Source organism: Actinotalea sp. (genome assembly GCF_035443605.1).
In the GTDB taxonomy this organism is placed as follows: Bacteria; Actinomycetota; Actinomycetes; order Actinomycetales; family Cellulomonadaceae; genus Actinotalea.
Map to the genome: position 1 here is coordinate 1 of NZ_DAORSQ010000033.1, position 26,124 is coordinate 26,124.

The 26,124-nt window shown below is 75.4% G+C and carries 29 protein-coding genes and 1 pseudogene; 6 read left to right on the forward strand and 24 right to left on the reverse strand.

Going from position 1 to position 26,124, the window contains the following annotated elements:
* The 11 genes and pseudogenes from PKY62_RS05445 to argC all read right to left on the reverse strand — a co-directional run.
* Nucleotides 1-311 (reverse strand): annotated as a pseudogene (locus PKY62_RS05445) (tyrosine--tRNA ligase); the annotation flags it as partial.
* A 30-nt stretch (nucleotides 312-341) separates the two neighbouring features.
* Entirely contained in the window at nucleotides 342-1,079 is a 738-nt protein-coding gene (locus PKY62_RS05450; protein ID WP_324535636.1) for a DNA-3-methyladenine glycosylase, read from the reverse strand.
* Nucleotides 1,076-1,627: a uridine kinase family protein gene (locus tag PKY62_RS05455; protein WP_324535638.1), complete on the reverse strand. Its 552-nt coding sequence runs from the start codon at nucleotides 1,625-1,627 to the stop codon at nucleotides 1,076-1,078. Before PKY62_RS05455 ends, PKY62_RS05450 begins: the two co-directional genes overlap by 4 nt.
* A 1-nt stretch (nucleotide 1,628) precedes the next feature.
* A complete protein-coding gene (argH, locus tag PKY62_RS05460) occupies nucleotides 1,629-3,044 on the reverse strand; it encodes an argininosuccinate lyase (RefSeq protein WP_324535640.1) in 1,416 nt (471 codons plus the stop codon).
* 1 nt (nucleotide 3,045) lies between these two features.
* Nucleotides 3,046-4,476, reverse strand: coding sequence for an argininosuccinate synthase (argG, locus tag PKY62_RS05465; protein ID WP_324535643.1), 1,431 nt, complete (start codon nucleotides 4,474-4,476; stop codon nucleotides 3,046-3,048).
* Nucleotides 4,473-5,042, reverse strand: a complete 570-nt coding sequence (locus tag PKY62_RS05470) for an arginine repressor (protein WP_324535645.1) — start codon at nucleotides 5,040-5,042, stop codon at nucleotides 4,473-4,475. Before PKY62_RS05470 ends, argG begins: the two co-directional genes overlap by 4 nt.
* Complete coding sequence (gene argF, locus PKY62_RS05475) at nucleotides 5,021-5,953, reverse strand: ornithine carbamoyltransferase (protein ID WP_324535647.1); 933 nt, start codon at nucleotides 5,951-5,953, stop codon at nucleotides 5,021-5,023. Before argF ends, PKY62_RS05470 begins: the two co-directional genes overlap by 22 nt.
* A complete protein-coding gene (locus PKY62_RS05480) occupies nucleotides 5,953-7,251 on the reverse strand; it encodes an acetylornithine transaminase (protein WP_324535649.1) in 1,299 nt (432 codons plus the stop codon). The genes argF and PKY62_RS05480 overlap by 1 nt, the downstream gene beginning before the upstream one ends.
* A complete protein-coding gene (argB, locus tag PKY62_RS05485) occupies nucleotides 7,248-8,246 on the reverse strand; it encodes an acetylglutamate kinase (protein ID WP_324535651.1) in 999 nt (332 codons plus the stop codon). The genes PKY62_RS05480 and argB overlap by 4 nt, the downstream gene beginning before the upstream one ends.
* Nucleotides 8,243-9,406, reverse strand: coding sequence for a bifunctional glutamate N-acetyltransferase/amino-acid acetyltransferase ArgJ (gene argJ, locus PKY62_RS05490; RefSeq protein ID WP_324535653.1), 1,164 nt, complete (start codon nucleotides 9,404-9,406; stop codon nucleotides 8,243-8,245). The genes argB and argJ overlap by 4 nt, the downstream gene beginning before the upstream one ends.
* Nucleotides 9,403-10,455, reverse strand: a complete 1,053-nt coding sequence (gene argC / locus PKY62_RS05495; RefSeq protein WP_324535654.1) for an N-acetyl-gamma-glutamyl-phosphate reductase — start codon at nucleotides 10,453-10,455, stop codon at nucleotides 9,403-9,405. The genes argJ and argC overlap by 4 nt, the downstream gene beginning before the upstream one ends.
* A gap of 62 nt (nucleotides 10,456-10,517) precedes the next feature.
* On the opposite strand from argC, the gene PKY62_RS05500 reads away from it, so the two are divergent.
* The gene (locus PKY62_RS05500; protein ID WP_324535656.1) at nucleotides 10,518-11,519 is read left to right on the forward strand and encodes a quinone oxidoreductase family protein; all 1,002 of its coding nucleotides are present in this window, start codon (nucleotides 10,518-10,520) and stop codon (nucleotides 11,517-11,519) included.
* A 112-nt stretch (nucleotides 11,520-11,631) separates the two neighbouring features.
* On the opposite strand, the gene pheT is transcribed toward PKY62_RS05500, so the two are convergent.
* The 3 genes from pheT to thpR form a co-directional block, all read right to left on the reverse strand.
* Nucleotides 11,632-14,244 carry a phenylalanine--tRNA ligase subunit beta gene (gene pheT, locus PKY62_RS05505; protein ID WP_324535658.1) on the reverse strand — a complete coding sequence of 871 codons (2,613 nt, stop codon included), beginning with the start codon at nucleotides 14,242-14,244 and terminating at the stop codon, nucleotides 11,632-11,634.
* Nucleotides 14,244-15,305 carry a phenylalanine--tRNA ligase subunit alpha gene (pheS, locus tag PKY62_RS05510; RefSeq protein WP_324535660.1) on the reverse strand — a complete coding sequence of 354 codons (1,062 nt, stop codon included), beginning with the start codon at nucleotides 15,303-15,305 and terminating at the stop codon, nucleotides 14,244-14,246. The genes pheT and pheS overlap by 1 nt, the downstream gene beginning before the upstream one ends.
* Nucleotides 15,306-15,439: 134 nt before the next feature.
* On the reverse strand, nucleotides 15,440-16,138 hold the full coding sequence (thpR, locus tag PKY62_RS05515; protein WP_324535662.1) for an RNA 2',3'-cyclic phosphodiesterase: 699 nt from the start codon (nucleotides 16,136-16,138) through the stop codon (nucleotides 15,440-15,442).
* Nucleotides 16,139-16,308: 170 nt separating this feature from the next.
* Between thpR and PKY62_RS05520 the strand changes: the two genes are divergently transcribed.
* Nucleotides 16,309-16,521 carry a PspC domain-containing protein gene (locus PKY62_RS05520; protein ID WP_324535664.1) on the forward strand — a complete coding sequence of 71 codons (213 nt, stop codon included), beginning with the start codon at nucleotides 16,309-16,311 and terminating at the stop codon, nucleotides 16,519-16,521.
* A 15-nt stretch (nucleotides 16,522-16,536) separates the two neighbouring features.
* Here PKY62_RS05520 and PKY62_RS05525 read toward each other — a convergent pair whose 3' ends face one another.
* From PKY62_RS05525 to infC, 4 genes are all read right to left on the reverse strand, one after another.
* Entirely contained in the window at nucleotides 16,537-17,385 is an 849-nt protein-coding gene (locus tag PKY62_RS05525) for a TrmH family RNA methyltransferase (protein WP_324535666.1), read from the reverse strand.
* 25 nt (nucleotides 17,386-17,410) lie between these two features.
* Entirely contained in the window at nucleotides 17,411-17,794 is a 384-nt protein-coding gene (gene rplT / locus PKY62_RS05530) for a 50S ribosomal protein L20 (RefSeq protein WP_324535667.1), read from the reverse strand.
* A 61-nt stretch (nucleotides 17,795-17,855) separates the two neighbouring features.
* Nucleotides 17,856-18,050: a 50S ribosomal protein L35 gene (gene rpmI, locus PKY62_RS05535; RefSeq protein WP_324535669.1), complete on the reverse strand. Its 195-nt coding sequence runs from the start codon at nucleotides 18,048-18,050 to the stop codon at nucleotides 17,856-17,858.
* Between the two features lie 72 nt (nucleotides 18,051-18,122).
* Nucleotides 18,123-19,199, reverse strand: a complete 1,077-nt coding sequence (gene infC / locus PKY62_RS05540) for a translation initiation factor IF-3 (protein ID WP_324535671.1) — start codon at nucleotides 19,197-19,199, stop codon at nucleotides 18,123-18,125.
* Between the two features lie 268 nt (nucleotides 19,200-19,467).
* Between infC and PKY62_RS05545 the strand changes: the two genes are divergently transcribed.
* The 4 genes from PKY62_RS05545 (at nucleotide 19,468) to PKY62_RS05560 (ending at nucleotide 21,895) form a co-directional block, all read left to right on the forward strand.
* The gene (locus PKY62_RS05545) at nucleotides 19,468-19,869 is read left to right on the forward strand and encodes a DUF1844 domain-containing protein (protein ID WP_324535673.1); all 402 of its coding nucleotides are present in this window, start codon (nucleotides 19,468-19,470) and stop codon (nucleotides 19,867-19,869) included.
* Nucleotides 19,870-19,915: 46 nt separating this feature from the next.
* On the forward strand, nucleotides 19,916-20,644 hold the full coding sequence (locus PKY62_RS05550; RefSeq protein WP_324535675.1) for a hypothetical protein: 729 nt from the start codon (nucleotides 19,916-19,918) through the stop codon (nucleotides 20,642-20,644).
* A complete protein-coding gene (locus PKY62_RS05555; protein WP_324535677.1) occupies nucleotides 20,641-21,387 on the forward strand; it encodes a S1 family peptidase in 747 nt (248 codons plus the stop codon). Before PKY62_RS05550 ends, PKY62_RS05555 begins: the two co-directional genes overlap by 4 nt.
* A gap of 70 nt (nucleotides 21,388-21,457) precedes the next feature.
* A complete protein-coding gene (locus PKY62_RS05560; RefSeq protein WP_324535679.1) occupies nucleotides 21,458-21,895 on the forward strand; it encodes a spore germination protein GerW family protein in 438 nt (145 codons plus the stop codon).
* Between the two features lie 30 nt (nucleotides 21,896-21,925).
* Here the strand turns inward: PKY62_RS05560 and PKY62_RS05565 are convergent, their stop codons facing one another.
* From PKY62_RS05565 to PKY62_RS05590, 6 genes are all read right to left on the reverse strand, one after another.
* On the reverse strand, nucleotides 21,926-22,723 hold the full coding sequence (locus tag PKY62_RS05565) for an SseB family protein (protein WP_324535682.1): 798 nt from the start codon (nucleotides 22,721-22,723) through the stop codon (nucleotides 21,926-21,928).
* A 2-nt stretch (nucleotides 22,724-22,725) separates the two neighbouring features.
* Complete coding sequence (gene priA, locus PKY62_RS05570) at nucleotides 22,726-23,463, reverse strand: bifunctional 1-(5-phosphoribosyl)-5-((5-phosphoribosylamino)methylideneamino)imidazole-4-carboxamide isomerase/phosphoribosylanthranilate isomerase PriA (RefSeq protein WP_324535684.1); 738 nt, start codon at nucleotides 23,461-23,463, stop codon at nucleotides 22,726-22,728.
* Nucleotides 23,464-24,105, reverse strand: coding sequence for an imidazole glycerol phosphate synthase subunit HisH (hisH, locus tag PKY62_RS05575; protein ID WP_324535686.1), 642 nt, complete (start codon nucleotides 24,103-24,105; stop codon nucleotides 23,464-23,466).
* Nucleotides 24,106-24,148: 43 nt separating this feature from the next.
* Nucleotides 24,149-24,616 carry a hypothetical protein gene (locus tag PKY62_RS05580; protein WP_324535688.1) on the reverse strand — a complete coding sequence of 156 codons (468 nt, stop codon included), beginning with the start codon at nucleotides 24,614-24,616 and terminating at the stop codon, nucleotides 24,149-24,151.
* 49 nt (nucleotides 24,617-24,665) lie between these two features.
* Complete coding sequence (gene hisB, locus PKY62_RS05585) at nucleotides 24,666-25,289, reverse strand: imidazoleglycerol-phosphate dehydratase HisB (RefSeq protein WP_324535690.1); 624 nt, start codon at nucleotides 25,287-25,289, stop codon at nucleotides 24,666-24,668.
* Nucleotides 25,286-26,124 (reverse strand): histidinol-phosphate transaminase (locus tag PKY62_RS05590; protein ID WP_324535692.1); only part of this gene is annotated, 839 nt, incomplete at its 5' end. The genes hisB and PKY62_RS05590, both read right to left, overlap by 4 nt.

The window sequence follows — 26,124 nt, forward strand, 5'->3', positions numbered from 1 at the left end:
ATCTGCCGCCGGATGCGCTCCACCCAGCCGGCGACCACCTCCGGCTCGTTGAGCGTGCGCTCCGCCGTCATCTTCGGGTCGCCGATGAGGCCCGTGGCCCCGCCGACCAGCGCGAGCGGCCGGTGACCGGCGTCCTGGAGACGCCGCACGGTGAGGATCTGGACGAGGTTGCCGATGTGCAGGCTCGGCGCCGTCGGGTCGAACCCGCAGTAGAGGGTCACCGGGCCGGCGTCCAGCGCCTCGCGCAGGGCACCCTCCTCCGTGGTCCTGGCCACCAGGCCACGCCACGCCAGCTCGTCCAGGATGTGCACGCCCTGCTCCTTCGTCCCGCGGTCGAGCCCCTAGTCTGCCGTGCCCGACGGTGGCCGCGGTGCGGTGGTCCGGCGGGCGGGCGCCGGGCGGTAGGCGGAGACCGTCGGCTCGTCCGCCAGCCAGAGGCGCCACGGGAAGCGGTCGGCGCGGCCGCCCGGCCCCGTGACGCCGACCCGCGGGCCCGAGCGGTGCGTCGGAGCGGTGCCCGCACCGTCGCGCACGACGTCGTGATCCGACACGATGCCGCGCGTCCAGTCGACGCCACCGTGGGGCTCCGCCAGCGCGAGCCGCACCCGGCCGGCCGGGTCGAGCAGGTCGAGGCCGTCCCAGCCCGGCTCGATGCCGAGGGCGACGGCCAGGCGCGCCGGGCCGCGCGCGAGGTCCCTCGGCCCGCGCGTCACACCCTCGGCCGAACGGCGCGCCGCGGCGATCTCGGCACCCTGCACCACCTCGCCGGCCCGCAGCAGCACGGCGGCCGGCGTGCCGGCAGGGCCGACGACGACGTTGACGCAGCGGTGCAGGCCGAGGTGCCGGTAGACGTACAGGTGCCCGGGCGGGCCGAACATCGACGCGTTGCGGGCGGTCCGGCCCCGGTAGGCGTGCGAGCCCGGGTCCTCCGCTCCCCCGTACGCCTCCACCTCGGTGAGCCGCACGGTGACTGTTCCGTCCGCTCGCACCGTGGTCAGCCGCGCCCCGAGCAGCGAGCGCGCCATCTCGAGCACGGGGCCGTCGAGGCTGCCGCGGTCGAGGCTGCTCCCGTCGGTCACGGCAGCGGGACGGTGCCGTCCAGGACCAGGTCGGCGCGCTCCCGGGTGCGCTCGCGGGCGAAGTGCACCGCCTCCAGGTCCATCCAGCGCAGCCAGTGGTCGCGCAGGGCGTCGCCGTCGCGCGCCAGGCCCCGCGCGAGCCGCACGTCGGGCGGCGCGTCCACCAGGACGACGAGGCTCGCCCGCCCCGCCAGCGCCAGCGGTGCGCTGCCGCAGCCCTCGACCACGAGCACGGGCGGGACCGGCAGGTCGTGCCACTCGGCGAACGCGCCGGCCACCCAGTCGTAGCGCTGGTAGCGACCGGTACGGCCGGCCGCGAGGGGCGCGAGCACCTGGGCCTCGAGCCGGTCCCACACCCGGTCGAGGCCGGACCAGCCCTCGTACAGGTCGTCCAGGTGCAGCACGGCGGCGCCCAGGTGCTCGGCCAGCCGAGCCGCGAGCGTGCTCTTGCCGGCGCCGGCCGGCCCGTCCACGCAGACCAGGCGGACCGTGCCGAGCCGAGCGGGTGCGCTGCGCACCCGTTCGACCAGCACGTCCAGCGTCGTCATGTCAGCCTCGCGCCCACGCGCGCAGCACAGCGGACCGCTCGCGTGCGGCGACCAGCTGCTCGGCGACCCGCGCGGGAGCCGTGCCACCCACCGCGGACCGCGAGGCGAGCGAGCCCTCGACGGACAGCACGGCGCGCACGGCGGGCGTCAGGTGCTCCGAGACCGCCGCAAGATCGTCGTCGGACAGCTCCCACAGCTCGATCCCCCGCCCCTCGCACGCACGCACGCACGCCCCGGCGACCTCGTGGGCCACCCGGAAGGGCACGCCCTGCCGGACGAGCCACTCGGCGATGTCCGTGGCCAGAGAGAAGCCCTGGGGCGCCAGCTCCGCCATCCGCGCCGTGTCGAAGCGCATCGTGGCGATCATCCCGGCGACCGCCGGCAGCAGCACCGTGAGCGTGTCGACCTGGTCGAAGACCGGCTCCTTGTCCTCCTGCAGGTCCCGGTTGTACGCCAGGGGCAGGCCCTTGAGCGTCGCCAGCAGCCCCGTGAGGTCACCGATCATCCGGCCGGCCTTGCCGCGGGTCAGCTCCGCGACGTCCGGGTTCTTCTTCTGCGGCATGATGCTCGACCCGGTCGAGTACGCGTCGTCCAGGCGGACGAAGCCGAACTCCTTGGTCGCCCAGAGCACGACCTCCTCGGCCATGCGGGACAGGTCGACGCCCGTCATCGCGGCGACGAACGCGAACTCGGCCACGACGTCGCGCGAGGCCGTCCCGTCGATGGAGTTCTCCACGGGGCCGTCGAAGCCGAGGTCTGCGGCGACCGCGGCCGGGTCCAGCCCCAGCGACGAGCCGGCCAGGGCGCCCGAGCCGTACGGCGAGCGCGCTGCCCGGCGGTCCCAGTCGGTCCAGCGGTCGACGTCCCGCAGCAGCGGCCACGCGTGCGCCAGCAGGTGGTGCGCCAGCAGCACCGGCTGCGCGTGCTGCAGGTGGGTGCGGCCGGGCATGGGTGCGTCCCCCGCCGCCGCGGCCTGCACGACGAGCGCGTCGACGACGTCGAGCACCAGCCCCGCCAGCACCCGGGTCTCCTCGCGCAGGTACATCCGCACGAGCGTGGCGATCTGGTCGTTGCGGGAGCGGCCCGCGCGCAGGCGTCCGCCCAGGTCGGCACCCGCGCGCTCGATGAGCCCGCGCTCGAGGGCCGTGTGCACGTCCTCGTCGGCGGGCAGCGGACCGAACGCCCCGCTGACCACGTCCGCGTCGAGGGCGTCGAGCGCGTCGAGCATCCCGGCCAGCGCGGCGTCGTCGAGCAGCCCGGCGGCGTGCAGCACCCGGGCGTGGGCGCGCGAGCCGGCGAGGTCGTGCCGGGCCAGGCGCCAGTCGAAGTGCGTCGAGCGGGACAGCTCGGCCAGCGCGTCCGCGGGCCCGCCGCTGAACCGGCCGCCCCACAGGGCGCCGGACGTTGGGGTGGTCATGTCAGTCCGTCCCGACATCCATCGCGGCGCTCTCCAGCGCCGCCTCCTCGTCGCCGACCACCGACGGGTTGTCCGTGATGACGTCGGCACCACCGGCGGGCAGCTCGCCGAACAGCGTGCCGTGCTCGACCAGCACCTGTCCCTGGTCGGCCGGCTGCTGGGCGTACAGCTCGAGCTTGGCCCGCGAGTCGGCGATGTCCAGGTTGCGCATCGTGAGCTGACCGATGCGGTCGGTCGGGCCGAAGGCTGCGGACGAGGTCCGCTCCATCGAGAGCTTGTCCGGGTGGTAGGAGAGCATCGGGCCCGCGGTGTGCAGGATCGTGTAGTCCTCGCCGCGACGCAGCCGCAGCACCACCTCGCCGGTCACCACCGAGGCGATCCACCGCTGGATCGACTCGCGCACCATCAGCGCCTGCGGGTCCAGCCACCGCCCCTCGTACAGCAGCCGGCCGAGCCGGCGCCCGTCGGCGTGGTAGCTCGCGATCGTGTCCTCGTTGTGGATCGCGTTGACCAGCCGCTCGTACGCCGTGAACAGCAGGGCCATGCCGGGCGCCTCGTAGATGCCGCGCGACTTCGCCTCGATGATGCGGTTCTCGATCTGGTCGGACATGCCGAGGCCGTGCCGGCCACCGATGACGTTCGCCTCGTGGACGAGCGCGACGGGGTCGTCGTAGCGGGTGCCGTTGATCGCCACCGGGCGGCCACGCTCGAACTCGATCCTGACGTCCTCGGTCTCGATGGCGACCGACGGGTCCCAGGACCGCACGCCCATGATCGGCTCGATCGTCTCCAGCGAGACGTCGAGGTGCTCGAGCGTCTTGGCCTCGTGGGTGGCACCCCAGATGTTCGCGTCGGTCGAGTACGCCTTCTCGGCGCTGTCGCGGTACGGCAGCGCATGCTCCACCAGGAACTGGCTCATCTCCGCCCGCCCGCCCAGCTCGGCGACGAACGCCTGGTCGAGCCACGGCTTGTAGATCCGCAGCGACGGGTTGGCGAGCAGCCCGTAGCGGTAGAACCGTTCGATGTCGTTGCCCTTGAAGGTCGAGCCGTCGCCCCAGATCTCGACGTCGTCGGCCTGCATGGCGCGCACGAGCAGCGTCCCGGTGACCGCGCGGCCGAGCGGGGTCGTGTTGAAGTACGCGCGGCCGCCGCTGCGGATGTGGAACGCGCCGCACGCGAGCGCGGCCAGCCCCTCCTCGACGAGCGCGGCCCTGCAGTCGACGGCACGCGCCAGCTCGGCGCCGTACTCCATCGCCCGGCCGGGCACCTTGTCGATCTCGGGCTCGTCGTACTGGCCCAGGTCGGCGGTGTACGTGCACGGGATCGCGCCCCGGTGCCGCATCCAGGCCACGGCGACCGAGGTGTCCAGGCCCCCCGAGAACGCGATGCCCACCCGCTCGCCGATCGGCAGCTCCGTCAGAACCTTGCTCACGTCATGTCCTCCGTGTCTCGTCCGTTCTCGCGGCCACCCGCGAGATCGAGGAATCGTTGCGCCAGCGCCGGCCCGCCGTCGGGGTCGCTGCTGATCACCAGAACCGTGTCGTCGCCGGCGATCGAGCCGAGCACCCCGGACATGACCGAGTGGTCGATCGCGGAGGCGAGGAACTGGGCTGCCCCCGGCGGGGTGCGCAGCACCACGAGGTTGCCGGAGTACTCGGCCGTGACCAGCAGCTCCGCGCACAGCCGGGCCAACCTGGCCGCGAGCTGCTCGCTGGTCTCGTAGACGTGCGGTGTGCGGTCGCCGCCCTCACCGGGCACGGCGTACGTCAGGGTGCCGTCGGCGGCCCGGATCCGCACCGCACGCAGCTCGACCAGGTCACGCGACAGCGTCGCCTGCGTGACGACCAGGCCCTCGGCGGCCAGTCCTGCGGCCAGGTCGCCCTGCGATCGCACCGCCGACCGCGCGAGGACCCGCGTGATGAGCGCATGCCGCGCCGCCTTGGTCGCCGGCACGGCGGCGGTGGCATCGGGCCGGCTCATCGCTGTGCGAGCAGCCATGTCAGCACCGCCTTCTGCGCGTGCAGCCGGTTCTCGGCCTCGTCGAAGACCACCGAGCGGGGGCCGTCGATCACCTCCGCGGTGATCTCCTTGCCGCGGTACGCGGGCAGGCAGTGCAGCACGAGGGCGTCCGGAGCTGCCGTCAGCAGGGCGGCGTCGACCCGGTACGCGCCGAAGGTGTCCTCGGCCTCCTGCGCGGAGCGCTCGTCGCCCATCGACACCCACGTGTCGGTCGCCACGGCGTCGGCGCCGGCCACCGCCGCCCGAGGATCGGCCGTGACCGTCACGGAACCGCCGGTGACCGCGGCGATCGCCGCGGCGTCCGCGAGCACCCCGGCGTCCGGCTGCCGGCCGGCGGGCGTGCCGATCCGCACGTGCAGCCCGGCGGTCGCCCCCGCGAGCAGGTAGGAGTGCGCCATGTTGTTGGCGCCGTCGCCGACGTACGCGAGCGTGCGGCCGGCCAGTGCGCCGACGCCGCCCGGGGTGTGCTCGGCGATCGTCTGCAGGTCGGCGAGCACCTGGCACGGGTGGAACTGGTCGGTGAGCGCGTTGACCACGGGGACGTGGACGTGCGCGGCCATCTCCTCGATCCGGGCCTGCTCGAACGTGCGCCACACGATCGCGCTGACCTGACGCCCGAGGACCCGCGCGACGTCGGCGACGGACTCGCGGACGCCGATCTGGGCCAGCCGGCCGTCCACCACCATGGCGAACCCGCCCAGCTCGGTGATGCCGACGCTGAACGACACCTGGGTGCGCAGGGTGGGCTTGTCGAAGAGCACCGCGACGGTCTGCGGGCCGGCGAGCGGGCGCTGCGCGAACCGGTCGGCCTTGAGCCGGACGGCGAGCTCGAGCACCTCGCGCTGCTCGGCCGGCGTGAGGTCGTCGTCGCGCAGGAGGTGGCGGACCATCAGCTGGGCTCCTTCGGTGCGTCGGGGGCGAGCGGTGGTTCAGGCGCGAGCGCCGGGTCGGCGGACGGGTCGAGCGCCGCGAGGAAGGCGACGAACGGCGCGACCTGGTCCGCGGTGAGCACCAACGGCGGCGCGAGGCGCAGCGCGCTGGGCGTCACGGGGTTGACGATGAAGCCTGCCGCAAGGGCGAGGTCGGCGACGTGGGCCGCCACGGGAGCGGTGAGCTCGACGGCCAGCAGCAGTCCCGTGCCCCGCACCTCGCGCACCATCGGGCCGGCCGCGGCGAGCGCCGCCGCGAGGCCGGCGCCGAGCTCGCGCACGTGGGCCAGGACGTCGTCGCGCTCGAGCACACCGACCGTCGCCAGGCCGGCGGCCGCCGCGACGGGGTTGCCCCCGAAGGTGCTGCCGTGCTGCCCCGGCCCGAGCAGGGCCGCGGCACGCGAGCCGAACGCGACGACCGCGCCGATGGGGAAGCCACCGCCCAGCCCCTTGGCCAGGGTGAGGACGTCGGGGCGGACCCCGGCCCCGAGGTCGGGGTGCTGGAAGGCGAACCACGCCCCGGTCCGGCCGATCCCGGTCTGCACCTCGTCGAGCACGAGCAGGACCCCGTGGGTGTCGGCGAGCTCGCGAGCGCGGGCGAGGTAGCCGGCGGGCAGGGGACGCACCCCGGCCTCGCCCTGGACCACCTCGAGCACGAGCGCCGCGACGTCGTCCGCCATCGCGGCCTCGAGCGCAGCCAGGTCACCGAACGGGAGGAACTCGACGCCGCCCGGCAGCGGCTCGAACGGCTCGCGGTACGCGGGCTTGTGGGTGAGCGCGAGCGCACCCATCGTGCGCCCGTGGAACGAGCCCTCCAGGGCGAGGATGCGCGGCCTGCCCGTGCGCCGGGCCATCTTGACGACGGCCTCGTTCGCCTCGGTGCCGGAGTTGGTGAAGAACACCCGGGACCCGTCTGGCGCCTCGGCGAGCGCGAGCAGCCGCTCGGCCAGCGCGACCTGGGTGGGCGTGGCGAAGAAGTTCGACACGTGCCCGAGCGTGCCCAGCTGGGCGCTGATCGCCGCGGTGAGCGTGGGGTGCGCGTGGCCCAGCGCGTTGACCGCGATCCCCCCGAGCAGGTCGAGGTACCGCCGGCCGTCGGCGTCCCACACGTACACCCCGTCGCCGCGCACGAGCACGCGGCGGGGCGCGCCGAAGGTGTTCATCAGCGCGGCCGAGTACCGGTCCGACCACTGCGCAGCCGAGCCCTCCGCGACGGGGACGGCCTCGCCCTGGCCGGCCGCTGGCACGACGGCGCTCACGGGGCGCCGTCCCGTGGTGCCGAAGACGCGGCCGCGTGCACGATCGGCAGCGCGCCGGTGCGCAGGTCGTCCGGCAGCACCATGGTGCCGATGCCACGCTCGGTGAAGACCTCGACGAGCACGGAGTGCGCCTTGCGGCCGTCGACGACGTGCGCCTGCGGCACCCCGCCGCGCACCGCGCGCAGGCAGGCCTCCATCTTGGGGACCATGCCGGACTCGAGCCCCGGCAGCAGCGCCGCGAGCGCCGAGACGCGGATCTGGCGGGCCAGGGAGGTGCGGTCCGGCCAGCTGGTGTAGAGCCCCTCGACGTCGGTGAGGATGATGAGCTTGCGGGCGCCGAGCGCCACGGCGAGCGCGGCGGCCGCGGTGTCGGCGTTGACGTTGAGCACCTGGGTGGGGTCGTCGATGTCGGGCGCGACCGTCGAGACCACGGGGATCCGGCCAGCGTCGAGCAGGTCCTGGACGGCCCGCGGGTCGACCTCGACCACGTCACCGACCTGACCGACGTCCACCGCGACGCCGTCGACCATCGCCGCGCGCCGGCGGGCGCGCAGCAGGCCGCCGTCCTCGCCGGACAGGCCCACCGCGTACGGGCCGTGGGCGTTGAGCAGGCCGACGAGCTCGCGCGAGACCTGCCCCGTGAGCACCATCCGGACCACGTCCATGCTCTCGGGGGTGGTCACCCGCAGGCCCCCGCGGAACTCGCTGGCGATGCCGAGCCGGTCGAGCATCGTGGAGATCTGCGGCCCGCCGCCGTGCACGACGACGGGGTGCAGGCCCACCTGGCGCAGGAAGACCATGTCCTGGGCGAAGGCGCGCTTGAGGTCGTCGTCGATCATGGCGTTCCCGCCGTACTTGACGACGAACATCGCCCCCGCGAACTCCTGCAGCCACGGCAGCGCCTCGATGAGCACCTCGGCCTTCTGCGCGGGGTCGAGGTCGGTGCGGGTGTCGAAGACGAACCCCTCGGTCATGGCGGCGGTCCCCTCGCTCATGTCGAGTACGCGCTGTTCTCGTGGACGTAGTCGTGCGTGAGGTCGTTGGTCCACACGGTGGCCTCGGCGTCCCCGGCGTGCAGGTCGATCTCGATGTGCACCTCGCGGTGCGAGGCCAGGTCCACGAGGTCGCGGGACTCCCCCACCCCGCCGGCGCGGCAGACCTGGACGCCGTTGATGGCGACGTCCAGCGCGTCGGCGTCGAACGCCGCGACCTCGACCGGCACGGTGCCGACCTGCGCCAGCACCCGGCCCCAGTTGGGGTCGTTGCCGAAGATCGCCGCCTTGAGCAGGTTGGACCGGGTCACCGCGCGGGCCACCGCGACGGCGGCGTCCTCGGTCTGCGCGTTGAGCACGCGCACGGCGATGTCGTGCGTCGCGCCCTCGGCGTCGGCGATGAGCTGGCGGGCCAGCGAGGCGCACGCCTCGGTGAGCACCTCGGTGAGGGTCGCGCGGTCGACGCCGACCCCGCTCGCGCCCGATGCCAGCAGGGTGACGGTGTCCGACGTGGACATCGCACCGTCGGAGTCGATCCGGTCGAACGTCGTGCGCGTCGCGGCGCGCAGGGCGGCCTCGGCGTCCGCGGCGTCGACGACGGCGTCGGTGGTCAGCACCACGAGCATCGTCGCCAGCGCCGGCGCGAGCATGCCGGCGCCCTTGGCCATCCCGCCGACGGACCAGCCGTCGCGGACCACGTGGACCTGCTTGGGCACCGAGTCGGTGGTCATGATCGCGACGGCGGCGTCCGGGCCGCCGTCCGAGGTCAACGCGGCGGCAGCGGCGGTGACGCCCGCGAGCACCTTGTCGATCGCGAGCCGCTCGCCGATGAGTCCCGTCGAGCACACGACGACGTCCCCGGGCGAGATCCCCAGGGTGGACCCGACCAGCTCGGCCGTGACGTGCACGTCGGCGAACCCGGGTGCGCCCGTGCACACGTTGGCCCCGCCGCTGTTGAGGACGACGGCGTGCACGACGCCGTCCGTGACGACCTGGCGCGACCACGTCACGGGGTGCCCGACGACGCGGTTGGTGGTGAACACCGCGGTCCCGACGTGCCGCGGGCCGTCGTTGACCACGAGGGCGACGTCCGGGCGGCCGGAGGCCTTGAGGCCGGCGGTGACGCCGGCGGCCCGGAACCCGGCGGGGCTGGTGATGCTCACGGGGCCACTCCGTCCACGGTCAGCCCCCGGGTCTGCGGCAGGCCCAGGGCGATGTTCATCGACTGCACGGCGGCGCCGGCGGTCCCCTTGACGAGGTTGTCCAGCGCCGTGACGGTGACCACGCGGCCGGCGCGGGCGTCGACGGCCACCTGGACCAGCGCGGTGTTGGCCCCCACGGTCATCGCGGTGGTCGGCCACTGGCCCTCGGGCAGCAGGTGGACGAACGGCTCGTCGGCGTAGGCCGCCTCCCACGCCGCGCGCACCTCGGCAGCGGACGTGCCCTGCACCAGCGGCGCCGTCGTCGTCGCGAGGATGCCCCGGGACATCGGCACCAGGACCGGCGTGAACGAGACCCGCACGCTCGCCGCCCCGGCGGCCCGCAGGTTCTGCTCGATCTCGGGGACGTGCCGGTGGGTGCCGCCCACGGCGTAGGGCGCGGCCGAGCCGAGCCCCTCGGCGGCGATGAGGTGGGTCTTGGCGGCCTTGCCGGCCCCGGAGTACCCGACGGCGAGCACCGCGACGAGGTCGGACGCGTCCACGACGCCCGCCGCGACACCCGGCTGGACACCCAGGGTGACCGCGGTGACGTTGCAGCCCGGCACGGCGATGCGGCGGACGCCGGCGAGCGCGTCCCGCTGGCGTCCGCCGCCGGCGAGGAGGAGCTCTGGCATCCCGTACGGCCAGGTCCCGGCGTGCGGTGAGCCGTAGAACGCCGCCCAGTCGGCCGGGTCGACGAGCCGGTGGTCTGCGCCGCAGTCGAGCACCAGGACGTCGGGGCCGAGCTGCGCCGCGACGGCGCCGGACGCGCCGTGCGGCAGCGCGAGGACCACGACGTCGTGCCCGGCGAGGGTCGCGGCGGACGTCGGCTCGAGCAGCCGGTCGGCGAGCGAGCGCAGGTGGGGCTGGTGGGCGCCGAGCAGGTCGCCGGCGTTCGAGTGGGCCGTGACGGCACCGATCTCGACGTCCGGGTGGGCGGCGAGCAGGCGCAGCACCTCGCCGCCGGCGTACCCGCTCGCGCCGGAGACGGCGACCCTGATCGACATGTGCATGAATATACACGCCGCTGCATGTTCTCGGGGAACCCGCCGGGCGCGCCGGGCGTTCCTCGGGCATGCGCGTCATCCAGGCCACCGCCGCGGGCGGTCCCGAGGTCCTGTCCGTCGTCGAGGCGCCCGAGCCCGTCGCAGGTCCGGGCCAGCTGCTCGTCGAGGTCGCCGCCGCGGGGGTGAACTTCATCGACACCTATCGGCGGTCCGGGCTGTACCCCATGGCCTTCCCGCACGTCGTCGGCAGCGAGGGCGCCGGGGTGGTGCTGGCGGTCGGGCCGTCCGCGGGCGACGCCACCGGGCCGGCGACCGCCGTCGGCGACCGCGTCGCGTGGCTCGCCGGGACGGCCGGCTCGTACGCGGAGCGCGTCCTCGTCGACGCCACGCAGGCCGTCCCGGTGCCGCAGACGGTCGACCTCGACGTCGCGGCCGCCGTCCTGCTCCAGGGCGCCACGGCGCACTACCTCGTGGACGCGACCTTCCCGGTGCTGCCCGGGCAGGACGTGCTCGTGCACGCCGGTGCCGGCGGGGTGGGCCTGCTGCTCACCCAGCTCGCCGTGGCGCGCGGGGCACGCGTGCTCACGACGGTGTCCTCGCCGCACAAGGAGGAGCTGTCCCGCGCCGCCGGGGCGACGGACGTGCTGCGCTACGACCTGCTCGGCGACCTGGCGCGCGAGCTGCCCCAGTGGGTGCGCGCGCGGACCGGCGGGGCCGGGGTGCACACGGTGTTCGACGGGGTCGGCCGGGCCACCTTCGATGCGTCGCTGGCGAGCCTGCGCCCGCGCGGCGGGCTGGCCCTCTTCGGCGGCTCGTCCGGACCCGTGCCCCCGGTCGACCCGCAGCGGCTCGCCGCCGGGGGGTCGCTGTTCCTCACGCGCCCGACGCTGGGCCACTACGTCGTGACCCGCGCCGAGCTGCTCGGGCGCACGGACGCGCTGCTCGGTGCGATCGCCGCCGGGACGCTCGCCGTGCGGATCGGGTCCCGCTACCGCCTGGACCAGGCGGCCGACGCCCACCGCGCCCTCGAAGGCCGCGCGACGACGGGCAAGGTCCTCCTCCTGCCCTGACCACCGGCCTCCACCGGCTCACCTCCGCGGCGAGCGGTCCTGGTCGGGCCCCGGGCGTGCGACACCCGGAACCCGACCAGGACCGGCCACCGGGCGTCGACGGGCGGAGGGGTCAGGCGCGCAGGGTGGCGCCGCACCGGCGGGCCGCCTCGGCGACAGCCGACTCGCGGACCGCGAGGGCCTCGGCGGACGTGAGGGTGCGGTCCGCCGCGCGCAGCCGCAGCGAGAACGCCACCGACTTGCGGCCCTCGCCGACCTGGGCGCCGGTGTACACGTCGAAGAGGTGCAGGTCCTCGAGGATGTCGCCCGCGCTGGACGACGTCGCCCCGACCCGGACCGCGTCGAGGAGCTCGCCCGCGGGGACGGCGGCGTCCACGACCAGCGCGATGTCCTCCTTGGCGACCGGGAAGGTCGAGACCGCTCGGGCCTGGCGCGGCTCGGCTGGCGCGGCGGCCAGGAGCGCGTCGAGGTCGACCTCGAACGCGACGGACCTGTCCGGCAGGTCGAGCGCCGCGACGACCGAGGGGTGCAGCTCCCCGGCGTGCCCCACGAGCGTGCCGTCGGCCGTGCGCAGCGCCGCCGTGCGGCCCGGGTGCCAGGGGGCATGGTCGGCGTCGGCGGTCACGGTGACCTCGGCCCCGACCGTCCGGGCCACGAGCAGCGCCGCGGCGATCGCGTCGGTGTGGTCGGCCCGGCGGCCGGGCCCCCACCACCCGGCGGGCTCGCGGCGGCCGGCCAGCACGCCGGCGACGCGGCGGGGCTGCGCCGGGACCGCGGCGTCGAGCGCCGCCAGCGCCGCGTCGTCGGGCCGCACACCGCCGGGCAGTCGCGGCGCCGCAGCGGACGGGTCGGTCCCGCCGCCGCCGAGCGTCACGAGCCCGATCTCGAAGACGGCGACGTCGGACGTCCCGCGCGCGACGTTGCGGCGCGCCGTGTCGAGCAGCGTGACGAGCAGGGTGGTCCGCATCATCGGGTGGGTGTCGGCCAGCGGGTTGAGCAGGCGCACCCCTCGTCGGCGCGCGTCGTCGGGGCCGAGGGTCAGCTCGTCGAGCTGGTGCGACCCGATGAACGGATAGCTGAGCGTCTCGACCAGCCCCGCGTCCGCCAGCGCACCCGCGACGTCGCGGCGCGCGCGCTGTCCACGGGTCAGCCCGCGGCCGGCCGGCGCGACGGGCAGCACGGAGTCGATGGCGTCGTACCCGCGCAGGCGGGCGACCTCCTCGACGAGGTCGACCGGCGCCACCAGGTCCGGCCGCCAGGTGGGCACGTCCACGCGCGCGACGCCGCCCGTGGCGTCGCCGACGGTGCAGCCGATCTGCGTCAGCGTCGCGGCGACCTCCTCGCGGGAGTAGCCGACGCCGACGATCCGGGCGGGCAGGTCGAGCGACAGGGCGATCGGCTCCGGGGGGGTCGTCGTGTCGACATCCGTCACGGCGTCGTCGACGGTGACCGCCGGGCCACCGTACGCGACGAGAAGCTCGACGACGCGGCGGGCCGCGACGCGCTGCAGGGCCGGGTCGACCCCACGCTCGAAGCGCCGGGAGGCCTCGCTGGGCAGGCGGTGGCGCCGGGCCGACCGGGCGATCGAGACCGGGTCGAAGTGCGCCGCCTCGATGAGCAGGTCGGTCGTGGCGGCCGACACCTCGGAGTCTGCACCGCCCATGACGCCCGCGATCCCGAGCACCCGCCCGGCGCGTGTGCCGGCTCCGCCGTCCGTGATGAGCAGGTCCTCGGGGTCCAGCGCCCGGTCGGTGCCGTCCAGCGTTGTCAGGCGCTCGCCCGCGGCGGCACGGCGCACGACGATGGGCTCGGCCAATGTGGCCAGGTCGTAGGCGTGCAACGGCTGCCCGAGGTCGAGCATGACGTAGTTGGTGACGTCGACCGCGAGCGAGATGGGGCGCATCCCGGCCTGGGTCAGCCGCCGCTGCATCCACTGCGGCGAGGGTCCGGCGGCCGCCACGCCGCGGACCACCTGGGCGACGAACCGGTCGCAGCCGGGTGCGCCGTGGATCGGGGCGTCGTCCTCGACCTCGACCGCGAACCCCCCGCCGGCCGGGCGCGAGTCCGCGCCGCCGTCGGGCAGGCCGTGGTCCGTGAACGCCGCGCCGGTGGAGTGGCCGTACTCGCGGGCGACGCCGCGCAGCGAGAAGCAGTAGCCGCGGTCCGGCGTGACGTTGATCTCCAGGACCTCCTCGCCCAGGCCCAGCGGCCCCAGCGCGTCCGTGCCGGGCACCGCGTCCGCCGCGGCGATGCCGAAGCGGGCCAGCGCGGCCTCGTCGAGAACGAGGATCCCGTCGTGCTCCTCGCCGATGCCGAGCTCGCGGACCGAGCAGATCATGCCGTCGGACACGTGGCCGTAGGTCTTGCGCGCCGCGATGGCGAACGGCCCGGGCAGCACGGCCCCCGGCAGCGCGACGACGACGAGGTCCCCCGGCCCGAAGTTGTGGGCCCCGCAGACGATCCCGCGCGAGGCCACGCCGTCGGGCCCGGTCTCGTTGTGGACGCCGACGTCGACGCGGCACCAGTTGATCGTCTTGCCGTTCTTCTGCGGCTCGGGCGTGCGCTCCAGCACGCGGCCGATGACCAGCGGGCCCGTGACGGCCGCGGGGTGGATGGCCTCCTCCTCGAGGCCCACGCGCACGAGGTCGGCGGCCAGCAGCTCGGCTGTGGTGCCGGCGGGGAGGGCGACGTGGTCGGCCAACCAGGTCAGCGGGATGCGCGGCATCAGATCGTCCCCTCGAGCTGCAGCGAGAAGCGCACGTCGCCCTCGACCATGTCGTGCATGTCCGCGATCCCGTGGCGCAGCATGAGCGTTCGCTCGATGCCCATGCCGAACGCGAAGCCCGTGTAGACGTCGGGGTCCACGCCGCACGCCCGCAGCACGTGGGGGTTGACCATGCCGCAGCCGCCCCACTCGATCCAGCCCGGTCCGCCCTTCTTCTGCGGGAACCACAGGTCCATCTCGGCGGAGGGCTCGGTGAACGGGAAGAACGACGGCCGCAGCCGCGTGCGCGCCTCGGGGCCGAACATCGCGCGCGCGAAGTGGTCGAGCGTCCCCTTGAGGTGCGCCATCGTCAGGCCCCTGTCGACGGCCAGGCCCTCGACCTGGTGGAAGACGGGCGTGTGGGTGGCGTCGAGCTCGTCCGTGCGGAAGGTGCGGCCAGGGCACGCGATGTAGACCGGCAGGTCACGCTCCAGCAGCGCGCGCGCCTGCACCGGGGACGTGTGGGTCCGCAGCACGAGGCCGGACGGTCCGGCGTCGGGCCCGTCCGGGTGCTCCACGAAGAAGGTGTCCTGCATCTGGCGTGCCGGGTGGTCCACGCCGAAGTTCAGCGCGTCGAAGTTGAACCACTCGGCCTCGAGCTCCGGGCCCTCGGCGATCTCCCAGCCCATGGCGACGAAGTGGTCGGCGATCCGCTCCTGCATCCGCTCCAGCGGGTGCCGCGCGCCCCGCGGGGCGCGGTCGACGGGCAGCGTGACGTCGACGGACTCCTCGAGCAGCACGCGCGCGTCGCGGTCGGCCTCGAGCTCGGCCTGGCGCTGGGCCAGCGCCGCACCGAGCCTGCCCTTGGCGACCCCGAGCAGGCGACCGGCCACGGCCTTGTCCGCGCCCGGCAGACCGCCGATGGCGCGGTTGGCCAGCGCGATGGGGCTGCGCTCGGCGACGTGCGCGAGCCGGGCCTCCTTGAGCGCGTCGAGGTCGGTCGCGGCGGCGAAGGCCGCGAGCGCGGTGTCGACGGCCGCGTCGATCCCGGGGGCGTCGAGGGGCGAGAGCGAGTCGGACATGCGGGCCTTCCGAGGGTGCGAGGTGGCGCTGGGCAGGGTGCTGCGGCCCGCCGTGGGCTGTCGCGGAACGGCCGTGCTGTTCCCCGTGCGCGGCTCAGCCGCGCGGCCCACCTGCGGGCCCGGTAAATCGGCGATCACTCGCCGCTGCGGGGTGCTGCGCCATGGCGGCCATCCTGCCACAGGGCGCGGTCCGCCCTCGGGACCGCCCGCTGCGACCACAGCGGCAGCTCCGCCACGTCGGTGTAGAGCGGGCCGCCGTGCGGTCCGGCGCCGAGGCGGGACTCGACGAGGACCAGCTCCTCGACCGTCCAGACCGGCCCGCGGTAGACCGCAAGGGCCCGCACGACCTCGGCGGGTGACAGCCCCGCGGGGCGCGCACGACCACCGGGGCCGCGCGACCCGTCGTTCTGCCTGTCGTTCCGCCCGGCTCGGTCCCGGACACGTGCCACCGTGAGGTGGGCGCGCGAGCGCACCCGGCCGTCGGCCACCGCCGTCGGTGCCGCCGCGGCGGCGCCCGCCATGAGCCCCGCGAGCGCGGCGGTGTCCCCCGCGCAGCCCGTCCACAGCACCCGTCGGTCCACGAGCCCCGCGCCGCTCAGCGCGAGCGCGAACGGCAGCACGCCGTGCGCCGTGCGCGCGAGGTCGTCGGTGAGCTCCGGCATGCGCCCCTCCGGCACCTCGCCGTAGAACGCGAGGGTCACGTGCTGGTCGGACGGCGCGACCCACCGCAGGGCACCGGGTCGCTCGTCCGAGCGGCGGCCGACGGCGTCGAGGGCCGCTCCGAGGTGGTCCAGCACCTCGACGGGCGGGCGCAGGGCGGCGAACAGTCGCATCCCCCGAGCATGGCGCACCCGGCGTCGGCCCGGGGCGAGGTCAGGGGCGGCGTCAGGGATGGTTCAGGGGCGCACCCGGGGGGTACCGGATGGGCACGACGGCCCGCGCACGTCAGGGTGGAAGCACACGGGGGCCACCAGGGCGCCCGTCGACCCAGGAGAAGCCCGCCATGCCCGACATCCCCGCAAGCCTCGCCCGCGACGGGCTCGTCCGCCCGCGCTACGGCCGCGTCCTCGGTGGCGTGTGCGCCGGGCTCGGCCGCCGGTTCGGGCTCGACCCGTGGCCGGCGCGACTGCTCTTCGTGCTCGTGCTCATGCTCGTGCCGGGCAGCCAGCTCATCGTCTACCCGATCCTGTGGATCCTCATGCCGTCGGAGGACTGAGCGCCCCGACGCGCGTCAGCGCTGGGCGCGGGCGCTCGCGTAGAGGCACACCGCCGCGGCGGTGGCGAGGTTGAGGGACTCCGCCCGCCCGTGGAGGGGCACGCGCACGACGGCGTCGGCGCGGTCCCTGTCCTCGGCCGGCAGGCCCCAGGCCTCGTTGCCGAAGAGCCACGCCGTGGGCGCCCGCAGGTCCGGCCGCCGCGGGCCGGGCCCGTCGTCGGTGTCGCGCGGCGCTGCGGCCGCGGCGTCGAGGAGGTCGTCGAGGTCGAGGTCGCCCGCGCCGTCGGCGGCGAGCACGCTCAGCCCGGCGAGCTGGAGCCGGGAGACCACGTCGGTCACCGTGCCGCCGCGCACCACCGGCAGGTGGAACAGCGAACCGGCGGTCGAGCGGACCACCTTGGGGTTGAAGACGTCGACGCTCTGCCCGGCGAGGACCACGGCGTCCGCGCCGGCGGCGTCGGCCGCGCGGATGACGGTGCCCGCGTTGCCCGGGTCACGGACGGCGGCGAGCACGGCGACCAGCCGGGGCCGGCCGGCGAGGATCGCGTCCAGCGTGGTCGCCCACGTCTCGACGACGGCGAGCACGCCCTGGGCGTCCGGTGACATCGCCTCCAGCACGTCGGGCGCAGCGAGCTGCACGGCGACGCCGCCGACGCGGGCCGCCGCGACGATCTCGGGGTACCGCTCGGCGGCCGCGGGCGTGAGGTAGAGGTCCTCGACGCGGCGCGGCGCGTGCCGCACGGCCTCGCGCACCGACTGCGGCCCCTCGACGAGGAACCGGCCGCGGCGCTCACGCACGGGACGCCCGGCCAGCGCCCGGACTGCCTTGACCCGCTCGGCGCGGGGGTTGGTCAGCTCGGGCATCGGCCGGGCGTCCGGTGGGGTGGGATCAGGCTGCCGACGGCGCGTTGACGTCGGCCGGCAGGGCGTCCTTGGCGACCTTGACCAGCGCGTTGAACGCCGGCGCGTCGTTGACGGCCATGTCGGCGAGCACGCGACGGTCGACCTCGACGCCCGCGAGCTTGAGGCCCTGGATGAGACGGTTGTACGTCAGGCCCTGCTCTCGCGAGGCCGCGTTGATCCGCTGGATCCACAGCTTGCGGAAGTCGCCCTTGCGCGCCTTGCGGTCGCGGTAGGCGTAGACCATGGAGTGGGTGACCTGCTCCTTGGCCTTGCGGTACAGCCGGGACCGCTGACCGCGGTACCCGGCGGCCCGCTCGAGGGTCGTCCGGCGCTTCTTCTGGGCGTTGACTGCCCGCTTCACGCGTGCCACGTGATGCTCCTTGGGTTCGGGGGCTCACAGGTGAGTCCGGGGCGCTGGGCGCCCGCGGGGCTCACTTGCCGAGCAGCTTCTTGATCTTGGGGACGTCGACGGCCGCAACGGGCTGGTCGGAGGCGAGACGACGCGTCCGACGGCTCGACTTGTGCTCGAGCAGGTGGCGCGCGCCGGCCTGCTCACGCATGAGCTTGCCGGTGCCGGTCACCCGGAACCGCTTCTTCGCACCACTGTGCGTCTTGTTCTTCGGCACTGGTGTGCTCGCTTTCTTCAGGTCGTCCAGGTGGGCGACGCGGTCGTCGTGCAGGCGGTGGCCCGCACACGGTCATGGCTCGACGGGGCTCGCAGGCTTCGCCGGGCGGGGGGACGGTGCCGGCCGGGCTGCCGGTCGCGGCGCGGCTGCGACCGGCTTCGGCGTGGCCGGCTTCGGCGTGGTCGGCTTCGCCACGACCGGGACCGGCGCGGGCGTCGCCGCGGCCGGCTCCGGGGTGCCAGCCGCCGCGGGCGCTGCCGGAGCCTTGGCCGCGGCCGGAGCCCGGGGAGCGGCCGGAGCCTTCGGGGCAGCAGGCGCCGCGGAGGCCTTGGGGGCCGCGGCGGCCCTCGGTGCGACCGGTGCCGGCGCGGTTGCGACCGGTGCCGGCGCGGCCTCGGCCTGCACGGCGGGCGCCTCGACCACAGCCGCCTCGGCGACGGGCGCCGGGCTGGGCTCGGCGACCGGAGCGGCAGCAGGCGCGGCGACCGGGGCAGCAGCGGCGGGCGCGATCGCAGGCGCGGCGACCGGAGCTGCGGCAGGGGCGGGAGCGCCGGCCGGGGCGTCGGTCTCCTGGGCCTTGCGGCGCAGCTCGTTCTTGGCCTCGGCCTTCTTCTTCGTCGGCCCCAGCACCATGATCATGTTGCGCCCGTCCTGCTTGGGCATGCTCTCGATGAAGCCGAGCTCGACGACGTCGTCGGCCAGGCGCTGGAGCAGGCGCACGCCCATCTCCGGGCGCGACTGCTCGCGACCGCGGAACATGATCATGATCTTGACCTTGTCGCCCGCCTTGAGGAAGCGCTCGACGTGGCCCTTCTTCGTGCCGTAGTCGTGCGGGTCGATCTTCAGGCGGAAACGGATCTCCTTGAGGACGGTGTTGGCCTGGTTGCGCCGGGCCTCACGCGCCTTCATGTCGGCCTCGTACTTGAACTTGCCGAAGTCCATGAGCTTGCAGACCGGCGGCCGGGCGTCGGGGGCGACCTCGACCAGGTCGAGGTCGGCCTCCTGCGCCAGCCGCAGGGCGTCCTCCACGCGGACGATGCCGACCTGCTCGCCGTTGGGGCCGACCAGGCGGACCTCGGCGACGCGGATCCGATCGTTGATGCGGGGCTCGCTGATGTGGGACTCCTCGTGGTGCGTCGGTACGACCACCGGACACGGAGAAGGCCTCCGCTACCGAGCTCGCGCGGAGGCCTGGAGTCCGTACGACGTCACGCGCCCGAGGGCAGCACCGACGTCCGACCGCGGCTGGCGCCGACGACCGACGGACCGGACCCGGTACCTGTCGCCCGCGTGAACGGGACGGTCGGCGCCTGGGTGGGAGAGGCTCCACTTGTGCACCGGCGGGCCTTGCCTGCACTGCGCAGGCACGACTCACCGGTCGGTCAGGCTCCAGGGTAGCACCTGGCAGGATCGGGCCATGAGCCACGCCACCGACGCCCCCTTGCCCGATGCGGCGGCCGCGCCGTCCCGCACGCCCGAGCTCGACGGCGCGACCCGCGACATCGCCGAGGTGTCGGCCGTCGAGGTGATCAGCACCGCGGCGGTGCACCTCATGAGCGCCGCAGCGGTCAAGTGCGGGCTGAGCCCGGACACCGACGGCGCACGCGGCGCGGACCTGACCGACCTCGACGAGGCCCGCAAGCTCATCGTCGCGCTGGCCGGCCTGGTCACGGCATCGGCACCCGACCTCGGCAGCCAGCACGCCCGCTCGCTGCGCGACGGGTTGCGCTCGCTCCAGCTCGCCTTCCGCGAGGCGTCGCCGTACCCGGACCCGATCGGCCAGGGACCGGGCGAGCTGCTCACCGGACCCGTCAGCTGAGCGGGCGGCCGCGCCGACCCCCCGGTCGGCCTCCTATCCTGGACGCGTGAGCCAGGACCCGCCCGGACGCCCCGACGCGCCGCACCCGCCGCCGCGGCACTCCGCGCTGCCCGGGGTCGTCGCACCCCAGGTGTTCCTGCCGCAGGGCTCCACGTCCGGGGGCACCCCGCCCACCCTGCCGCCGCCGGTCGCACCGCACGTGACCTCGGTCGTCGGCCCGGCCGTCGGCCCGCACGAGCCGCCGCCGTGGTCCGGCGTCCGCGCGCGCCCGCAGCGGCGCCGCTGGCCCGTCGCGCTGCTCGCCGTGACGACCGTCGTCGGTGCGGTGGCCGGCGCCTACCTGTGGCGCACGTCGGACGCCTGGCAGGCGCGCGCCGAGGAGTACCTCGTCGCGTCGCAGGCGCTCGGCACCGAGATCGCCACGACGCGCACCGAGCTGGCCGACGTGCAGGCGGAGCTCGAGGCCGTGCGGGCCCAGCTGGGCACGGCGCAGGCCCGGATCGTCGAGCTCGCCGACGAGAAGGCCCAGCTGGGCGACGACCGCGAGATCCAGCGCCAGCTGGTCGACTACCAGGAGCGCGTCTCCGAGGCCGCCGGCCGGGTGGCCCTGGCGCTGGACCAGTGCGTCCAGGGGCAGAACCAGCTCATCGGGTACATGGAGAACGCCGCGCAGTACGACCCGGTCGAGCTCGACCAGTACGCCACGAGCGTCCAGGAGCTGTGCCAGACGGCCACCGAGGCGAACACGGCGCTGCAGAGCGAGCTCGCACGATGACGCGTCGGGCCGCTGCAACGGTCGTCGCACTCACGACGCTCGCACTCGGCATGGGCGGCTGCTCCGTGGTCGAGCAGGTGCCCCGGATGCCGGGCCCGGCTGTGACCGGGTTCGTACCCAGCGAGGCGCCCTCGCCGACGCCGTCCGGCACCGGCAACCTCTCCCCCGACGGCTTCGAGCAGGCCCAGCGGATGGCGGTGCGGGTCCGCAACGTGGGCTGCTCGTCGCTGTCGACCGGCTCCGGCTTCGCCATCGACGCGACGACCCTCATCACCAACCGGCACGTCGTGGCGGACTCGGCCGAGCTGCAGGTGTCCACGTACGACGGTCGCGACATCGCGGTGACGGCCTCGAGCACGGCCGCCCTGGCCGACCTCGCCGTCGTGCGCACCGCGGCGGAGCTGCCGTCGTTCCCGGAGCTGGCCGAGGCCGACCCGGTGATCGGCGACGCCGTGACCGTCGTGGGCTACCCGGAGGGCGGGGTGCTCACGCTGACAACGGGCGAGGTGATCGGCACCACGCGCGACCCGCTCAACGAGAACCTCGGCGAGGTGCTCGTCGCGGACGCCCAGGTGGAGCCGGGCTCGTCCGGCTCGGCGGTGCTCGACGCCGACGGGCGCGTGGTCGGCGTCGTGTACGCCAAGAACGCCGCGGACCAGAGCTACATCGTCCCGGTGAGCACGCTGCGCACGCTCCTCGCGGACGACGGCGCCTTCACGCCCACGACCACGTGCACGCCGTGACCACCCGCACCGGTCGGGCCGTGCACCGCCACCGCTGACGCGTCGCGCGTCGCGGGTGCACGATGAGCCCATGAGCGAGCAGCTGCACGAGGACCACGACACCGGCCGACGCGGACGCGGACGCGCGAGCCGCGACGGGAGCCCCTGGGGCATCGTCCGACGGGCGGCCGACGCGCTCACGGTGCGCCGCGCCTTCGGCGAGCCGATCCGCCAGGGGGACGTCACGATCGTCCCGGTGGCGCGCGTCATGGGCGGCGGCGGGGCCGGGTACGGCACGAGCGACGGTCTGGGCGCGTCGGCATCGGGCCCGGACGCGGGGTCGGGCGGCGGCGGCGGCTTCGGCCTGCGCGTGACGCCGGTGGGCGTCTACGTCGTCGAGGGCTCGACGGTGCGCTGGGAGCCGGCGTTCGACCTCACGCGCGTGGCGCTGGTCGGCTCGGCCGTGGGGGCGCTGACGGTCACGGTGCTCGCCTGCGCCCTGCGCCGGCGCGGGCATCGGTGCCGGTGAGCGGCGCCCGAGCGGACCCGATCGGGCGGCTCAGCCCGCCGCGACCGGGCGCAGCTCGAGCGAGTCGACCTGGGCGACCATCGGGTCGGCCGCCAGCCGGGCGTTGACCTCGTCCACGACGGCGGTCAGGGCGTCCCGTGCCAGGCCGGGGCTCAGACCGAGCACCACGGCGAGCTCGCTGCGCCGCCCGGGCTCGACGACCACCGTGCGCACGTGCGGCACGCCGACGAGCACCCGCTCGACGGCCGCGCGCACATCGGCCCGCACGACGCCGCCACGCACGGCCGGGTCCCACGGCAGGCCGATCGCGAGCGCCTGGACGGCGGGGCGCGGCACCACCACGGTGACGGGACCGGCGGGGTCGAGGACCATCACCTGCCAGCCCTCGGCGAGCGCCGAGGCCGCGGCGCGCGCGATCTCGGCCGGGACCGGGCGGGCGTCGGTACGCCACGCGGCCAGCGCGGCCACCCCGGTGAAGACCGGCAGCGCCGTGCGCCCGTCGGGCACCCGCAGCGCGACCACGGCCGTCGACCCCTCGCGGTCACCGTTGCCGGCGTCGTCGGCGTGCGCCGCGCCGTCCCCGGGACCCGCGCCGCCGTCCTGCTCCGAGGGCTCGCCCGGACCATGACCGGCCTCGTGGGCGAGCACCGGGACGAGCACGCGCGTGCCGACGAGCGCGGCGACCACCGCCGCGACGTCGACCTCACCGGCCGCGTGGGCGGCGAGGGTCGCCGTGAGCCCGGGGTCGGCGCTGCCGTCGTCGTGCGCGAACGCCGACGTCGGCGGGAGCTCCTTGGGCCCCGTCCCGGCGGCGCCCCCGCAGCCCACCACTACGGTCGGCCCGCGACGTCCAGCGCCTCGGGCAGCGTGAACGCCCCGGCGTAGAGGGCCTTGCCGACGATGGCGCCCTCGACGCCGTCGGTCACCAGGGCGCGGAGCGCGACGAGGTCGGCCAGGCTGGAGATCCCGCCCGAGGCGACGACGGGCGCGGACGTGCGGGCGCACACCTCGCGCAGCAGGTCGATGTTCGGTCCGCGCAGCGTGCCGTCCTTGGTGACGTCGGTGACGACGTACCGGGCGCAGCCTGCGGCGTCGAGCCGCTCGAGCACCTCCCAGAGGTCCCCGCCCTCGCGCGTCCAGCCGCGAGCCGCGAGCGTGGTGCCGCGCACGTCGAGCCCGACGGCGATCGCGTCCCCGTGCTCGGCGATGACCTTCGCCGTCCAGTCCGGGTCCTCGAGTGCGGCGGTGCCGAGGTTGACGCGGGTGCAGCCGGTCGCGAGGGCGCGCTCGAAGGAGGCGTCGTCGCGGATCCCGCCGGACATCTCGACGCGCACGTCGAGCGCGCCGACCACCTGCGCGAGCAGCGCGGCGTTCGACCCCCGGCCGAAGGCCGCGTCGAGGTCGACGAGGTGGATCCACTCGGCGCCGCCGGCCTGCCAGTCCAGTGCGGCCTGCAGCGGCGACCCGTAGGAGGTCTCCGAGCCGGCCTCGCCCTGGACGAGGCGCACGGCCTGCCCGTCGGCGACGTCGACGGCCGGCAGGAGCTCGAGGCGGGGGGTGGCGGGCATTCAGGATCCCTTCAGGCTGGTGACCCAGTTGGTCAGCAGGTGCGCGCCGGCGTCGCCGGACTTCTCGGGGTGGAACTGGGTGGCCGACAGCGGGCCGTTCTCCACGGCGGCGACGAACGGCCCGCCGTGCTCGGCCCACGTGACCTTCGGCGGGTTCATCCGGCCACCCCCGAGCTCCGCGAACGAGCGCGCGGCGTAGGAGTGCACGAAGTAGAACCGCTCGCCTGCCAGGCCGTCGAAGAGCACCGAGTCGGCGGGCGCGTCCACCAGGGACCAGCCCATGTGCGGCACGACGGGGGCCTCGAGGCGGTCCACCAGCCCGGGCCACTCGCCCAGGCCCTGCGTGTGGACGCCGTGCTCGTCACCCGCCTCGAACATGACCTGCATGCCGACGCAGATGCCGAGGACGGGCCGGCCACCGGCCAGCCGACGGCCGATGATCTGGTCGCCGCGCACGGCGCGCAGCCCGGCCATCACGGCGGCGAAGGCGCCGACGCCCGGCACGACGAGGCCGTCCGCCTCGGCCGCGGCGCGCGGATCGGCGGTGAGCTCCGCGCGGGCGCCGACGCGCTCGAGGGCGCGCACGGCAGAGCGCACGTTGCCGAAGCCGTAGTCGAGGACGACGACGTGGGGGGCGGTCACCGGCGGAGTCTACCGAGCGCGCGGACCGCTGCCTGGCACGCGCTCAGGAGCCGGCGGCGGGCGGGCGGCTTGCGCCGCGGGCGACACGGGCTGCCGAGGCGAGCAGGCGGGTGGCCCGCCAGCGGGACATGCCCACCGAGCTCACCGTGCCCTCGAGGTCGGCCGCCGTGGCCGTGCCGAGCAGCAGTGCCTCGACCTGCGGCGGGGCGCCGTCGAGCAGCAGACCGGCCGCGAGGTCCTCGCCACGCTCCCCCGCCGACCACCGGCTCGCAGTGAGCCGGCCGTCGCGCTGCACCACGAGCACCGCGTGGCTGTGCGCGACGAGCCGCGAGATGACGTGGGCCACCCGCTCCGGCTCGCCGTCCGCGGTGTCGCGGCACACCGCGACCGCGCCGATCGGCGTCGGCACCGCGTCGACCGCGACCTTGCCCATGGCGCATGCCGCCGCCAGGCCCTGCGCGGCCGCCACCTGCGTGAGGACCACGGCGACGGGTGCGAGCTCGTCGCTCATGCGCCGGCCCCGCGGGCACCGGCGCGTGCCCGTTCCGCGGGCCGACGCGTCACAGGGTGCCCTTGGTCGACGGCACGCCCTGCACCCGCGGGTCGAGCGCGACGGCGGCCCGCAGCGCGCGCGCGAGCGCCTTGAACTGCGCCTCGACGACGTGGTGCGGGTCGCGGCCGGCGAGCACCCGCACGTGCAGGCAGATCCCCGCGTGGTGGGCGATCGACTCGAGGACGTGCCGCGTCAGCGAGCCCGTGAAGTGCCCGCCGATGAGGTGGTACTCCTGCCCCTCCGGCTCCCCGGAGTGCACGAGGTACGGGCGGCCGGACACGTCGACGACGGCCTGCGCCAGCGCCTCGTCCAACGGGACGACGGCGTCACCGAACCGGCTGATCCCCACCTTGTCGCCCAGGGCGACCCGCAGGGCCTCGCCGAACGCGATGGCCACGTCCTCGACCGTGTGGTGCACGTCGATGTGGGTGTCGCCGGTGGCCTGCACGCGCAGGTCGATGAGCGAGTGCTTGCCCAGCGCCGTGAGCATGTGGTCGTAGAACGGCACGCTCGTGGAGATCTCCGTGCGGCCCGTGCCGTCGAGGTCGATCTCGACGAGCACGCTCGACTCGGACGTCGTCCGCTCGATCCGCGCGGTGCGCCGCGGGGTCCCCGTCACGTCGTTGCTCACAGTCCAGCCACCTCCACCAGGGCGTCCCGGAAGGCCGCCATCTCCTCCGGGGTGCCGATCGACACCCGGAGCCACCCGTCCGGCCCGGTCTCCCGGATCAGCACGCCGCGGTCCAGCAGACCCTGCCAGATGGCGTGCCGGTCGTCGAACAGGCCGAACAGCACGAAGTTCGCGTCGCTGTCCGCGACGGTCAGCCCCCGCTCGCGCAGCCACGCGACGGTCTCGTCCCGGGTCTCGCGCAGGCCGCCCACCTGGGCCATGAGCTCGGTCGCGTGCGCGAGCGCGGCGCGCCCGACGGCCTGCGTCACGGCGGACAGGTGGTAGGGCAGCCGGACCACGCGCAGGGCGTCGACCAGGGCCGGCGCCGCCGCGAGGTAGCCGATCCGCGCACCGGCCATCCCGAACGCCTTGGACATCGTGCGGCTCACGGCCAGGTGCGGGTGGTCGGCGAGCAGCTCGAGGGCCGACGGCGTGCCGGCCCGCCGGAACTCGGCGTACGCCTCGTCGACGACGACGACGCAGCCCCCCGGCACGCGCGCTGCGGCGTCGAGCACCGCCAGGACGGTCGTGGTGGGCAGGGCGGTCCCGGTCGGGTTGTTGGGGCTGGCCAGCAGCACGACGCTCGGGGCGTGCTCGGCGACCATGGCGGCGGCGTGCGTCACGTCGAGGCTGAAGTCGTCGGCGCGACGCCCCGCCACCCAGGTGGTCGACGTGTCGCGCGCGTACTCGGGGTACATCGAGTACGTCGGCGCGAAGGACAACGCCGTGCGGCCCGGCCCGCCGAAGGCCTGGAGCAGGTGCAGCATCACCTCGTTGGACCCGTTGGCGGCCCAGA